Here is a 12,349-nt window from a genome sequence, read left to right as displayed (position 1 = left end):
CAATGCGAAAGGTAATTTTAGCCGCTGAAATCGGCGTCATGCTTGTTGTCGCTTCGGCGGCGGCTTCAACGCCGGCCTTGGCACAGTTCGCCGTGGTCGATGTGGCGAGCGTAAAGCAGAACACCATCACGGCGGTTCAATCTGTCGCACAGGTGCAGAAGCAGATTCAGCAATACCAAACACAGTTACAGCAATATCAAAACATGCTGAAAAACACGCTGGCTCCTGCCGCTTCCGTGTGGAGCGAAGCGCAATCCACGATCGACGGTCTACAAAATTCGGCAGACTCGCTTTCGTCGCTGACGCGCCAGACCGGTGGCATCGACGCCTATTTACAGCAGTTCCAAGACCCGAACTATTACCGTAGCTCGCCGTGCTTCAAAACGTCCGGTTGCACCTCAGAACAACTTGCGGCGGTCAAAGCACAGCAGCGCGCCAAGGAGCAACTTGCAATGTCGTCAAATGATGAAGTGCTACGTGGAATCAGCCAGCAGCAAACCAAGATCAAACAAGACAGCGCACGGCTCGAACAGATGCAGCGGAACGCGCAAGGCGCTGAAGGACAGATGCAGGCGCTCGGTTACGCTAATCAGTTTGCGGCGAACCAGAACAATCAACTGCTCGCAATCCGTCAGCAGTTAATGTCGCAGCAGGCCGCAACGCTGGCTGTCCAGCAGGCAGCGAACGACGAAAAGGCAATGCGTGCGGCTGCGTCTGAGAAATTCCGCTCTGGGACATACGCAAAGTCTGCCAGCGGCACCTATGGCTACAAGACACCGCAATAATCGCGGTTGTTAAGGAGGATCACTATGAGCACGAAAATGATCGGACTTTTGGTGGCGGCGGTCGTCATCCTGCTCGGCATCCTTATTGCCGTTATGAGTAACAGGCCGGAACAACCCAAGCAGGTAGCAACTCCCGCTCCTGTCACAACGGTAGCGCCGAACCTCGATAAAAAGCGGGGCAGCTACAAGAAGTCTGAGCCCGGAAAGTACGGATACAGGTCGCCAGACTGAGCGACAAACGGCTGACTAGAGAGGGTTTGATGATGGTCAATTCACGCGCCAAGCTCGCATTCGCGGGCATCGCCATAATCGCCGGTCTGTCGATCGCATCACCGGCCTTCGCTCAAACAACGGGCGGGGGCATGTTCGATGATATCGAGGGCCGCTTTGCCGCAGTGGCGCGGTCGTGGGCGGGCGCGATGACCAACGCGGCAACATTCCTGTTTATGGGGCTTGCGACAATTAGCCTCGTTTGGACGATGGGATTGTTGGCGTTGAAGAAGGCGGATCTGGGAGAGTTTTTCTCCGAGTTCATCCGGTTTATCATCTTCACGGGCTTCTATCTTTTCCTGCTTCGTAATGGGGCTACGATCGCGGACGCCATAATAAAGTCACTACAGCAACTGGGCCAAAATGCCTCCTCTATGGGGAACGTTACGCCCGGTAGCATCGTCGATATCGGCTTTCAGGTTCTGTCATCGGTTGTCGATCACACAACAATTCTAGAACCCGTCGACTCAGCGGTAGGCATTCTAATGGCTGCTGTAGTCTTAGTAGTTCTGGCCCTTGTCGCGGTAAACATGCTTCTCTTAATTATCTCGGCATGGATACTTGCGTTTGGGGGCATCTTTTTCTTAGGTTTCGGTGGTGCACGGTGGACTTCCGACATGGCGATCAATTACTTTAAGACTGTGCTGGGCGTAGGTGCATCGTTGATGGCGATGGTTTTGCTAGTTGGTATCGGCAAGAGCTTTATAGATCAATTTTACAACAGCATGACGCAAGGCGACCCATCGATAAAAGAACTTGGTGCGTTGATGGTATGCTCAGTCATTCTTTTGGCACTCGTTAATAAAATCCCTGGCCTCGTCGCCGGCATCATCACGGGCGCTAGTGTCGGTGGTGCGGCAAATGTAGGTTCGTTCGGTGCTGGTGCAGCCGTGACCGCCGGCGGCATGGCTGCTGCTGCGGCGGCGACCGGGGGCGCTGCTATGGCGGCCGGCGCGGCTAATGCCGCTGGTGGCGCGAGTGCGCTTCAGAACGCATTCAAAGCCGCTCAGGCAAACATGGCAAGCGGTAGTGGTGCCTTCTCTGGTGGCGGCTCCTCCTCTGGCGGGAGCGGCGGTAGCTCGGGCGGGTCGCTTGGCCCCGACGGTGGCTCTCGCGGCAGCGGCGGTGGCGGCGGCTCGTCGTTGGCTGGTCCAATGGGTAATCCCGGTGGCGGCAGCGGTGGCAGCGGTGGCGGAGGCGGTGGCGGCGGTGGCGGTGGCGGTGGCGGTGGCGGTGCGAACGACAACAGCGGCGCGGATAGCGGCACAGAGAGCGCGAGTGGTGGCGGCGGCGCAACCTCGGGCGCTGGATCTCCGGCGGGATCGCCCGGAGGCGGCGTTGCCGGCGCGGTTGGCGAACCTGATGGGGCGGCGGCCGGGTCGGCCGAAGAAGTCGTTGCTGCGACAGCGGAAGCCGGTTCGGTGGCTCAAGCCTCGGCCGGGCAAGGTGAGGAAGCCGGCGGCGGCGGCGGTAGCGGCGGTAGTGGCAGCGGGGCCGGGGGACGTAGCGCCGCGGCCACTGCCGGCCTGTTCGCCGCAGACATGGCAAACAATCTTGGAAGTGCCTTCGGCCGCACAGTCGCCGCAAAAGCTGGCGGCATGAAAGATGCAGCTAAGGCGCGCGCGAGTAATAGCTTTGCGGGACAGATTGCAGCGGAAATTGCAAAACCAGGTACGGCTCAACAGAACCGACGGGATGCAACGGCAGCAGCGGCGCGTAAGGCGGACGAAGCGGCCGGAAGAACACCGGAACCTCTAACGCCCGCAAAGGGCGCGGATAGCGCCTCCCAAGCGCAGAAGCCTGCATCGTTCGGCGGTGGTGGGTCTGACGGCGGCGCTCTCGATGGCGACGGCGGGCCATCCGAGGCTCTTGGAGCGGATGCCGGTGGCTTCGGCGGTGATACAATCTCGGGGAGTCCCCGCGGCGGAAACCCATCAACAAAGGTCGATACCAGTGGCGAAGTCGAGGCATTCTCACGCCGGGGCGAAGGCCAATGATGCCCGCCGATATTCCTCCGGCAATTCACGAACGAGTTGTCTGCTCGATCGGCGCGGCGGCTAAATACGGCGTACCCGCGAACATCATTCTTGCCGTCGCGCAACGGGAAGGCGGGAAGCCCGGCCAATGGGTCCGTAACACGAACGCGACTTATGACGTTGGTGCAATGCAGTTCAACACGTCATATATTCGGACGCTGGCGCGATACGGTATTGGCACGAACGACGTAGCGAAAGCCGGGTGTTACTCTTACGATCTGGCTGCGTGGCGACTGCGAGGCCACATCAAGAACGACGCCGGGGATATCTGGACGCGAGTGGCGAATTACCATTCGCGCACCCCGCGTCACAACACACCATATCGCGCCGCGATCATGGTCAACGCTCGCCAGTGGGGAAATTGGATCTCGGCCCGTTTCCATACTTATGACACTCTGACGGTTGCAAACTCGCGAACGATCGCGGCCGTGCAAAATGCACCTGTCACGGAAGCACCTGTGAAAGCTGCTAAGCCCATGCCAAATGCTTCGCCGGTACGCGTAGCCTCGGTGCCAACTCGAAACATCATGCGGGCCGCTGAGAAGCCGTTGCGGGCGTCGCCCGCCTCATCGCCGATCCGTGTGGCGTTTGAACCTCCTGCTTACGTCCCGCGCTCTATATCGGTCGAGTGATGATCGCGTGCCTGATCCTTGGGGACAGTCATGCGGTCGCAACTGCTAACGCCGTGCGGCGAGCCTTCGGGGAACGCTGCGCGGTAATCGCTCAAGCGGGAGCCAAAACATCGGCAATCCTGAAACGAACGCCTACTATCGCCTATCGCGGCGTAGTCATTTCGGCAGGAGCGAACGACGCTCTGAATCTCGACCTGGATGATGATCTAAACGCCATAAGAGGCCGGGTTCGATCGGTTCGGGTCGTATGGCTACTACCTTATGATCGGGAAGTGGCTGCGGCGATTCAGTCAGTCGCTCAAAGGTACGGCGATCGGGTTATTGATCTGGCTTGGGCGAAGGCTCGCAAAGACGGTTTCCATTGCCTCTCTTATTCGTGGGTCGCCCGTTCGGTCGTCCGCGCCGGCTATGTCATCCCCCTCCATGTGGCCCGTTAAGCCCTTCTGGCGATGCGATCGGCGCGGCCTGATGGTGCCAACACGCATTCCGGTTTTTGCTTGGGATGCGCTTCGCCGGCTCGAACTGCGGCAGGAACTCACCCGACTTAATCGCGACGGATTACCCGAATTGGCGTCGCCCCCTGATCTAGTCCACGTCCGCAATAACGTCGCTGTCTGGCGTATCCCCGTACCCGGCCACAACGATCGCTATTTGAAACTCCATCTCGATGGCGGCGGTGATCGGTGTGTTGTTATGCTCGATGCTGCCCGCTTTTACAGGGAATGGGTCGCGTCCTCCCTTGAAGCTCAGGTTGGGCGATCCTCTACCGTCGCGCTCAAGCGAGACATGCCGATCGACTACAAGTTTCACTACGCGGCGGATGGATTTGCGAAGGGCAGGCGTAATCCGGTCCCGCTGGCTGATGGCGGCGCAAACGGCCTTGGCTGGGGATCGCGTATCTACTTTAACGATGGTGTGACACGAACCTATTGGCTGCTCACTCATGGCGTTGCGTCATTCCCTATCGAGGTTTCACGGACTGAGCCTGCCATGGAGTTGCACCGGCTCGCTGGAATTGGCGAGGGGCCTATTCCTTACGCCAATCTCCTCGCGCAAAACGTGTGGGAGTTTGATGATCCGGCCTCGCCGTGGCATCCGGGTAACTGGCTTGCGGAAGACAGGATTTGACACGGAAAACCCGTCGCTGTCTTTTGATAGAAGGGACATGATGCGGCATGAACTACAATGCACTGAATGACTACTTAGCCGCGCTTCAACAGAAAATGAACTACAACATATCGAGCGAAAAAAATCCAAACGCCGATGCCCAATACGAGTTATACAGTGGTTACGCTGATGCGATTGACTTCCCGATGCGTCACCTTCGCTATGGGACGAAGGTAACTGCGACCGAAGCTCATGACTACTCACGGAAGTTGTGCCATCTATTTGCCCCGTCGATGATCGAGAAGCATATACCGCAACATAGGCAAACCGCCGTCTGTCAAGCCACGTCGCAATTGGCTCATGCAATGGAACGGCTGGCGGCTGGCAAGCGAGCCCGGAAATTATTCGGCATTTTCTAAAGCGCCGTGGCGGCCGTTCCCGACCCCGTTTGCCGGGTGTGTGATACCCCGATATTTTAGCCGCTAAAATTCAACGGGAGAGTTTTTGGCTATTGCTCTGCTGTTGTGTCCGCGATTCAGCCATTGCCTGCGCCCTATGCAGCCGCTCTTCGGCGCGGAAGGCCATGCCCTCTTTTGCCAACTGTGGGTCGCGACGTTGAACCTTTGTCACCGCCGCTTCTTCCACCTTACTTGGATAACCGGGGATAGGGGCTTGGGTGTAAGGAGCGATGCGATCCCGGCGGGCCACATTGTCGGATATCGCCTTGGCGCTCGCATCCCACTGGCTACGCCAGTCCGCTTCCTTGGCGGCATGTCCCGGCATCCATGTCGGCCCGCCGGGCTTCGCAGCTGTAATCTCTCCGTGCGTCTTGTTCAACGCAGTCCACTTATCCACTAGCCGCTCATCAAGGCTGGTCGCGCGGGTGACAATCCGCTTGCCCTCCTCGGAACATGCACGCTCAAACTCGGCTGCGCTTTCGGCCGGGGAAGGGCTGCGCTTCACTGCCACGTCACGAAAGCTATCAACCTTTTGCTGCTCCTGCGGATCAGCGCCACGATCCTTCATCAAACTAGATGCGGTTTCCCAACTCGCAGCGGCATCGCGAAGCGTGCGGGCGTTGGGGTTTTCGTGGGCGTTCTTCAACGCCTCTGCCATCTGCTCATCCGGCACCCAATGACCGGCTTCCATGCGGGTACTGCCAACGACATTGCCTTGCCGATCATAAAGAACGATCGCATCAACAATACCCTCAGCCTGCAAAGTCCCGATTGTCGAAACCAAGCCAGAGACGGCTTGATCGTGAAAATCGTCGCCGACGCCACGACCGAAACCCGTCGCGGAACTTTTGATCTGTATTTCGCGCCGCTCATACGTGCTGGCGTGGCTTAAATCAGGGGACACAGCCATGCCGTGAATCTCGACGCGGTAACCCTGTTCCTTGAGATTTTCGATGCTCATTCGAGCATATTTCACGTTGGACAGCGTACCGTCGTAAACGATGTTTCGCCGCCCCTCGGCGGCCATCTCGACAACCCGCGCACCGATGGTCCCCGCATCTTGAAAAGCCGCACCGGGAATATTTAAGTCGCCGCTAGCGATCCGCTCACGCATGTACGGCAGGGTCGGGCGGATCGCGTCGGGATCAACGATGATCGCCGGTTCCTTTACGCCCTGAAATTGCACTGACACGCGATTAACGATCATGCTCTTGCCGGAACCAGGTTGCCCCGCGGTTAAGATCGCTTTGGGCTGTGCTACAGCCGGAGCGTCTTCCATGGCTAGATCCGCAATCAGACGCGAATGCGCCTCACGCTCGGCGTCTCCAAGCGGCTTTTGATCATCAGCCATGATTATGCGTGAGCCGTGTAATTTTTGCGTGCCTGCTCCACTAAAGGGCCGCGGCTAGTCTCCGGCCGATTCCGGATCGCGTTGTGCTCACGCAACGCCTGCTTGGCGCGATCTTGTTCGTCGCCAGTGGTGGCCTGAACAGTGTCGAGAAGATCCGCATAGCGAAGCGCCCAACGCTCCTTATGCAGGAACGAAAGGTTCCTATCGATGCCCTCGATGATCTGGTTGAGGCTGGTCTCGCTCACGGCCCTTCCTTTCCGCTCCGCTATAACACTCGGACGGTTAGATGAGTAGCATATAGACGTTCTTGGTCGTCAGCGATGCCACTGCGGCGGCCACGTTATGATCTGAAATGAAAACGCCCCACTGCGGGGGCGCAGCGGGGCGTTGTGGCCGGCGGGGCAGGGGGGAAACCGCGCCGGTCAGAGTTAGAACGGTGTATAGCAAAGTCTGTTCCGCGCGCGCAGGAAAATGCCCTGCCAATCCAAAGACCAACAGGGCATCGCGAGCCTTCGCCGCCCATCCCCCCGGAAGGGCAGGACGCTTCAAGCTATATCTAAAACCCGGTCGAAAGATCTCTGTTCCCCATAGCAGCGGTGAAGGTCTTAGGCATTCCCGTTCGGTTGGGTTTCCACCGTCCCTTACGCCCTGGTTGTTGACGATGACCCGCTCATCATGATGGACACAACCGGAATGCTCGAAGACGCCGGGTTCCGTTTCTATGAAGCTATGGATGGAGACGAGGCCAAACGGATCCTGGCCTCGAACTGGGAAAACATCGTGTTGCTGTTTTCTGACGTCGACATGCCTGGTGAGACAAACGGCTTTGCGTTGGCGCAACACGTCGCGGAAAACTGGCCAGCGATCGAGATCGTCATCGCCTCCGGCCATGTCCTACCCAAGGCGGGCGAGATGCCCGAAAAGGCCACGTTCATCGCCAAGCCGTTTAACAAGCAGATGGTGCATGGCCATTTGCGCAAAATGCTGCCTGACAGCAAATTACCGGAACCGCTGAAAAAGGCGGTTTAGTACCGCCATTCTTTTCAACTGCAACAGCGATCGGGACGTTGAGGGCTTTCTCAAAAAGGAACGCCCCTGGTTCGCGAAATTCCGATGCGATTAAGGCAAAGATTATTACGATCATGACCGGCGCACCACACGCTGCGGTTAGAATAATACCTCCGTCGATCAGGTTGCGTAAGTCGTCGACTGATACTCAGCACCCGGGATAGAGTCGGACGAAAGACCCTTTATATTAAGGTCGTAGGGAACATACTTAACCGCGATCGCTTTCTCCTTTAAGAATATAGGAGAGAGAAAATGCGATTGTTGACATCGATAGCGGCTGCAGCCCTGATTATTCCGGGTGTAGCGCTGGCGCAGACGACCGGTAGCACCACCGGTGGCACGACAAGCGGCGGTATGAGTGGATCAACCACTGGTACCATGAACGGGGGAGCGTCGACCGGTTCTATGGACCAGACTAATCCGACGCCAAGTACATCGGGGTCGACCGCAACGACACGCACGCAGCATGGCACTAAGGCTCGCGGCAAAACGCGTAGCACAACGTCAGGTACGACGGGTGGCACGATGTCCGGTACGACCGGCAGCACGACTGGCCCGGACACGATGGGCGGTACGACCGACGGCACCGCTGGTTCAATGAGTGGCACGAACCCTGGCGGCACAATGGGTGGCACGACCGGCGGTACGATGGGCTCCCCGACAGGGGGAACGACCGGTACCACTCCGCCGCGCTAATCTTACCCTTTTGCTAAAATGAAAGGCCGGGCGAGTAATCGCCCGGCCCTTTCGTATTCGTTTGAGCAAACAGCACGCATCCACCCGGTGACGGTCTAAACAAACCCTGAGGCTTACTGATCCTTCTCGGCACGCTTACGATCGGCCTTACGCGCTCGGCTGACGGCCGCTGCGTGTTCGCGAGCACGCTTCTCCGACGGTTTCTCGAAATGGCGGCGTAGCTTCATCTCGCGGTACACACCTTCGCGTTGCAGCTTCTTTTTCAGAACGCGAAGAGCTTGGTCGACGTTGTTGTCGCGGACGATGACTTGCATGAAACCTGACTTTCGAAATTGCGTCGCTAATTAAGACAGCCATGTCTATAAGCTTGGTAGGCATGTGCCAAGTCCATGATTAACTTGTCGGCTCTAAACGCAGTTTTCTAACGCGACTGTGTTTACTCCTGCCCCATGCTGGAACGGTTTCTACACCGCGGCCCCTGGGCATTGACACTGATCCACTAGGCTGGAGAAGGCGCCATGACCAATTCCGACATACCTGCCTTTCGTGTTCAACTGCTACCGGCGCCGATGGTAATCGACGCTGATGGCCTCCCCGTCGCGAATTCTCATGTGGTCGAGATCGTATTTCCAGGGGACACGATCGATACGACGCTAGGGAAGGTGAACACGATCGTCGGGCCGGGAACGGCCAAGATCATCGTTGAGGACGCGACGTACCGCGGGATCAGCCTTTGCTGAGTTTGCGTGCTGTGTAGCCTTCGGGCAGGGGAAGCCTGCCAACCAAGGAAGCAGTGATACATGGCGAACCGTCTCACAATTGATCAAGACAGCCTGGTCGACAACGACCGCGAGAAGCAGATCGAGTTCACCGCCGAAATCGATAGCGACGACCGCGATTTTGCCGTGAAATACGCCGTTTTGCGTGAAGTGAGCGGCGACGAACCAGACAATGACGCCCTGGAGCTGTTCGAGCGGTTCAGCGACGAAATTCTCGATATCTGCGCCGATCTTGCCGAGCTTCGTCCAACGGCTAATCTGATAACAGTGACAGAGAGTGATCTTGAGTAGCGGTCGCTCCGAAGCACCCTTCGAAGCGTGCCGCTTAAGGCAGCAGTCAGGTCAGAGTTGGCATCTTCGAGGCTTATCGAGGATACCAATTTCGGCATGTTTTTAAGTTCTCTACGGCGTTTTCAGATCGGTCTTATCCTTGCCAGCTTGGCATTCGGTCTGCCTGCGCAAGCCGCATATGCCCGGTCACGTGTCTCTGAGATTGTGGTCGATGCCTCAACCGGTACCGTTCTTTTTTCACAGGCGCCCGATGCAGCGAGACGACCGGCGTCGCTGACTAAGCTGATGACGCTCTATCTTGCTTTCGAAGCGCTGGCCGATGGCCGCTTACGACCAAGTGCCCCTTTGCCGATATCCCGCCGGGCGACTCGCCAGCCGGCGACGCATTTAGGCATAGCTGCAGGTGGGCGGATCACGGTCGGCAAAGCGCTGGATGCCATCGCAGCGATCTCTTCGAACGACTTGGCCGTTGCCGTGGCCGAACGCATTGCCGGTAGTGAGCCGAAATTTGCCAGACTGATGACGGCAAAAGCACGCCAGCTTGGGATGCGGAATACGCGTTTTGCAAACGCATCTGGCCTGACCAGCGCCGGTAATATGACAACGGCAAGCGACATGGCGAAGCTCTCGCGCGCCATCGTCAGGCGCTTTCCGCGGCAATATGCCCGGTTCAGCAGGCGTACGATCCAGTGGCGATCGCGCCGCATTGGCAATCACAACCATCTACTCGGTCGGGTTGCGGGCGTCGACGGCATCAAGACCGGGTACACCTCCGACGCTGGCTACAATCTTGCAGCGTCGGCGATGCGCCGAGGTCGGCGCATCGTGGTCGTCGTGTTGGGCGAGACCAGCGTTTCGGCGCGTGATGCGCGCGTTGCCAACCTGATCGAGTTGGGCTTCACCGGGTCGAGATCGAAGGCGCGTCGCTCACAACGGCGGTAACTTTACGAACTGCTTTGGCATGCCCATGAGGACCGTTGTTGCCGCTAGTTAGAAATGACACTCGTTGGTAGCAGCGGGGGCAGCGTGTAGCCATCCCAACAGCGCAACGATGCCCCCGCTGAGGCGATACCTCTGCGGCTCCGGCGGCCTTGGACCCGCTGCGCAAGCAGCGGGCTCGGTTACAACGATTTTACGCGCATCAGATTTCTTCATCGCTCAATGGCCAGGTTTCACGGCATTTTTGCCTTGATGCGAAACCTGTGAGTTTTGCATCAGCTTGGCTGGCGGCATGCCGGCTGGCTCTTTGCCACAACGGTCGTAAGCTGCCCAGATTAGGGAGTAGCAGATGAAGACCAATGCATCAGCATACGCCCGCGCAAGCGCGGGGATCACGATAGCAGCTGCGGCAATTAGCGCTCATGCGCAGTTCGTCCCGCCCGCCGGATACAGTGGCACCGGATCACGACCAGGTGTCGCGGTGCCGTCGGACCCCAATGCGCCACCACTAACCCGCATGTCTGATACGGCGGTATCGAGCCTGATCCACGTCGATCCGGCCTACAGGCGCGGCTCGACTGTGGGCCACGCCAAGGTTATTGGCGCATTTGCGATAGCTGAAACGAGCAAAACACACGTCGTTGCGGCGTGGTCTCCCGGTTTTCTACCCGTCACCCTCTCACTGAGCGATGGCCGCTGCTACTCGCTTCAAGCCGACTATGAGGGGGGCACACTCTCAAACGGACGGCTGAGCAAATCGGGATGCGAGGGCCGGCAGAAGTTCGATGAGCCAGCCCTTCCTCCGCCACCTCCCGGTCGCTCACTACGATTGATCGGGACAGCTTGGGGCTACGGCGCTTGGGGCGATGATCGGGCAGAAACCACCATTATCACCGCGCCGGGAGCAACAACTTTCCAACCTCTTTTCACGGCTCAAATGACGTCCAGCGCCGTCATGGCGATGAACAGCCCTGACTCGCCTGGCGGCAACGTGACGTTGGTTGGCAAAATCAAAGGTCGGCTGACGGTCGTGACGCTGGAAGTCGGTTACTAGCGCTGATGCAAAACTTTTGAGTTTTGCATCAGACCGACATTCTCGGAATCGATACCGGGAGGCTGCAAATCCGAGCTATGACGACGGCGTACGTATCATGGAGTGGATCGAGACCAACCAGTCTCGCGTCCGCACGGCAAACACCCGGGCAGGACTGCAACAAGACATTCTCCTGAAGAACGGGGTGAGGGCAACGGACCTCGGCGAAGCAGCCGCGATTGAAGTGACGGACCGTTTCCTGGCCGACAATCCCGACAACCGGGTGGCGCTCATTTACGAGGATGCCGGTGTCCGGAAGCGCGAACGCGATCCTCGCGTGGACATATTCTCTACCGCATCCTTCCTTCACGCGATGGAGGGCGGGGGCTACATTCAATCGGCGGATCAGATCCTCGAACAGGCATCACAAGCCGGACGAAATGTCGCAGAGCAGAGGGCGATGCATACCCCTGAACCCGGCGCCAGCCTCCTTGCACAGTTTCGCAGTGCAAGGACGGGAAGCACAGGGCTTCTCGATACGACGCCGAACAGCTTGCACAAATCGCCTGACGACCCGTCGCCAACCCAAGGCCAGACGCGGGGACGCTCGCGCTGATGCTCATCGGATATGCCCGGGTCTCGACGTCGGACCAGAATCTGACGTTGCAAACGGACGCTCTGACGGCTGCGGGATGCGAACGGATTTGTAGTGACAAGGTGAGTGGCGCGAAAGCCGACCGTCCGGGTTTGTCGGAAGCGTTGAACGTCGCCCGCCGGGGCGACACGCTTGTCATCTGGAAGCTCGACCGCCTTGGCCGTTCGATGAAGGGCCTTGTCGAACTGGCGGCTGACCTTGCTACCCGCGGTATCGAGTTACGGTCCCTGACCGACGGGATCGACACAG

General features: G+C 58.4%; 18 protein-coding genes. 15 read left to right on the top strand and 3 right to left on the bottom strand.

Features of this window, described 5'->3' with window-relative positions; all coding sequences use genetic code 11:
• The first annotated feature begins 2 nt into the window (after positions 1 to 2).
• Genes trbJ through ASE69_RS04530 form a run of 7 tightly spaced genes read left to right on the top strand, consistent with a single transcriptional unit; the run spans position 3 to position 5,249 of the window.
• Complete coding sequence (trbJ, locus tag ASE69_RS04550; protein ID WP_056483655.1) at positions 3 to 785, top strand: P-type conjugative transfer protein TrbJ; 783 nt, start codon at positions 3 to 5, stop codon at positions 783 to 785.
• Between the two features lie 24 nt (positions 786 to 809).
• Positions 810 to 1,016: a hypothetical protein gene (locus tag ASE69_RS04545; RefSeq protein ID WP_056483652.1), complete on the top strand. Its 207-nt coding sequence runs from the start codon at positions 810 to 812 to the stop codon at positions 1,014 to 1,016.
• A 29-nt stretch (positions 1,017 to 1,045) separates the two neighbouring features.
• Positions 1,046 to 3,052 carry a P-type conjugative transfer protein TrbL gene (gene trbL, locus ASE69_RS23185; RefSeq protein WP_082452868.1) on the top strand — a complete coding sequence of 669 codons (2,007 nt, stop codon included), beginning with the start codon at positions 1,046 to 1,048 and terminating at the stop codon, positions 3,050 to 3,052.
• Positions 3,049 to 3,723: a transglycosylase SLT domain-containing protein gene (locus ASE69_RS21025; protein ID WP_235518107.1), complete on the top strand. Its 675-nt coding sequence runs from the start codon at positions 3,049 to 3,051 to the stop codon at positions 3,721 to 3,723. Before trbL ends, ASE69_RS21025 begins: the two co-directional genes overlap by 4 nt.
• The gene (locus tag ASE69_RS21790) at positions 3,723 to 4,160 is read left to right on the top strand and encodes a hypothetical protein (RefSeq protein ID WP_156362137.1); all 438 of its coding nucleotides are present in this window, start codon (positions 3,723 to 3,725) and stop codon (positions 4,158 to 4,160) included. The genes ASE69_RS21025 and ASE69_RS21790 overlap by 1 nt, the downstream gene beginning before the upstream one ends.
• A 31-nt stretch (positions 4,161 to 4,191) precedes the next feature.
• Positions 4,192 to 4,851 carry a plasmid fertility inhibition factor family protein gene (locus tag ASE69_RS04535; RefSeq protein ID WP_156362136.1) on the top strand — a complete coding sequence of 220 codons (660 nt, stop codon included), beginning with the start codon at positions 4,192 to 4,194 and terminating at the stop codon, positions 4,849 to 4,851.
• Between the two features lie 47 nt (positions 4,852 to 4,898).
• A complete protein-coding gene (locus ASE69_RS04530; RefSeq protein WP_056483644.1) occupies positions 4,899 to 5,249 on the top strand; it encodes a hypothetical protein in 351 nt (116 codons plus the stop codon).
• 70 nt (positions 5,250 to 5,319) lie between these two features.
• Here the strand turns inward: ASE69_RS04530 and ASE69_RS04525 are convergent, their stop codons facing one another.
• On the bottom strand, positions 5,320 to 6,639 hold the full coding sequence (locus ASE69_RS04525; RefSeq protein WP_056483641.1) for a zeta toxin family protein: 1,320 nt from the start codon (positions 6,637 to 6,639) through the stop codon (positions 5,320 to 5,322).
• A 2-nt stretch (positions 6,640 to 6,641) separates the two neighbouring features.
• Complete coding sequence (locus ASE69_RS04520) at positions 6,642 to 6,884, bottom strand: hypothetical protein (RefSeq protein WP_056483638.1); 243 nt, start codon at positions 6,882 to 6,884, stop codon at positions 6,642 to 6,644.
• A gap of 403 nt (positions 6,885 to 7,287) precedes the next feature.
• On the opposite strand from ASE69_RS04520, the gene ASE69_RS04515 reads away from it, so the two are divergent.
• Together ASE69_RS04515 and ASE69_RS22515 are read left to right on the top strand one after the other, a co-directional pair.
• Positions 7,288 to 7,668, top strand: coding sequence for a response regulator (locus tag ASE69_RS04515; RefSeq protein ID WP_268795477.1), 381 nt, complete (start codon positions 7,288 to 7,290; stop codon positions 7,666 to 7,668).
• A 564-nt stretch (positions 7,669 to 8,232) separates the two neighbouring features.
• Positions 8,233 to 8,403, top strand: coding sequence for a hypothetical protein (locus tag ASE69_RS22515; protein ID WP_200924118.1), 171 nt, complete (start codon positions 8,233 to 8,235; stop codon positions 8,401 to 8,403).
• 113 nt (positions 8,404 to 8,516) lie between these two features.
• Here the strand turns inward: ASE69_RS22515 and rpsU are convergent, their stop codons facing one another.
• Positions 8,517 to 8,717 carry a 30S ribosomal protein S21 gene (gene rpsU, locus ASE69_RS04510; RefSeq protein WP_056483632.1) on the bottom strand — a complete coding sequence of 67 codons (201 nt, stop codon included), beginning with the start codon at positions 8,715 to 8,717 and terminating at the stop codon, positions 8,517 to 8,519.
• 204 nt (positions 8,718 to 8,921) lie between these two features.
• Between rpsU and ASE69_RS04505 the strand changes: the two genes are divergently transcribed.
• The 6 genes from ASE69_RS04505 to ASE69_RS04485 form a co-directional block, all read left to right on the top strand.
• Positions 8,922 to 9,143, top strand: a complete 222-nt coding sequence (locus ASE69_RS04505) for a hypothetical protein (RefSeq protein ID WP_056483629.1) — start codon at positions 8,922 to 8,924, stop codon at positions 9,141 to 9,143.
• Between the two features lie 60 nt (positions 9,144 to 9,203).
• Positions 9,204 to 9,473, top strand: a complete 270-nt coding sequence (locus ASE69_RS04500) for a DUF1488 family protein (protein WP_056483626.1) — start codon at positions 9,204 to 9,206, stop codon at positions 9,471 to 9,473.
• Between the two features lie 96 nt (positions 9,474 to 9,569).
• Positions 9,570 to 10,415, top strand: coding sequence for a D-alanyl-D-alanine carboxypeptidase family protein (locus ASE69_RS04495; RefSeq protein ID WP_056483623.1), 846 nt, complete (start codon positions 9,570 to 9,572; stop codon positions 10,413 to 10,415).
• A gap of 346 nt (positions 10,416 to 10,761) precedes the next feature.
• Positions 10,762 to 11,466 (top strand): hypothetical protein, encoded by a 705-nt coding sequence (locus tag ASE69_RS21785; RefSeq protein WP_156362135.1) that lies wholly within the window; start codon positions 10,762 to 10,764, stop codon positions 11,464 to 11,466.
• Positions 11,467 to 11,563: 97 nt separating this feature from the next.
• Positions 11,564 to 12,061 (top strand): hypothetical protein, encoded by a 498-nt coding sequence (locus tag ASE69_RS04490; RefSeq protein WP_056483619.1) that lies wholly within the window; start codon positions 11,564 to 11,566, stop codon positions 12,059 to 12,061.
• Positions 12,061 to 12,349, top strand: a 289-nt coding sequence (locus tag ASE69_RS04485; RefSeq protein ID WP_162236834.1) for a recombinase family protein, incomplete at its 3' end; no start/stop codon positions are given. The genes ASE69_RS04490 and ASE69_RS04485, both read left to right, overlap by 1 nt.

It is taken from the genome of Sphingomonas sp. Leaf208, from assembly GCF_001421415.1.
Taxonomy (GTDB): Bacteria; Pseudomonadota; Alphaproteobacteria; order Sphingomonadales; family Sphingomonadaceae; genus Sphingomonas.
This window is presented reverse-complemented; position numbering and strand designations above follow the sequence as displayed.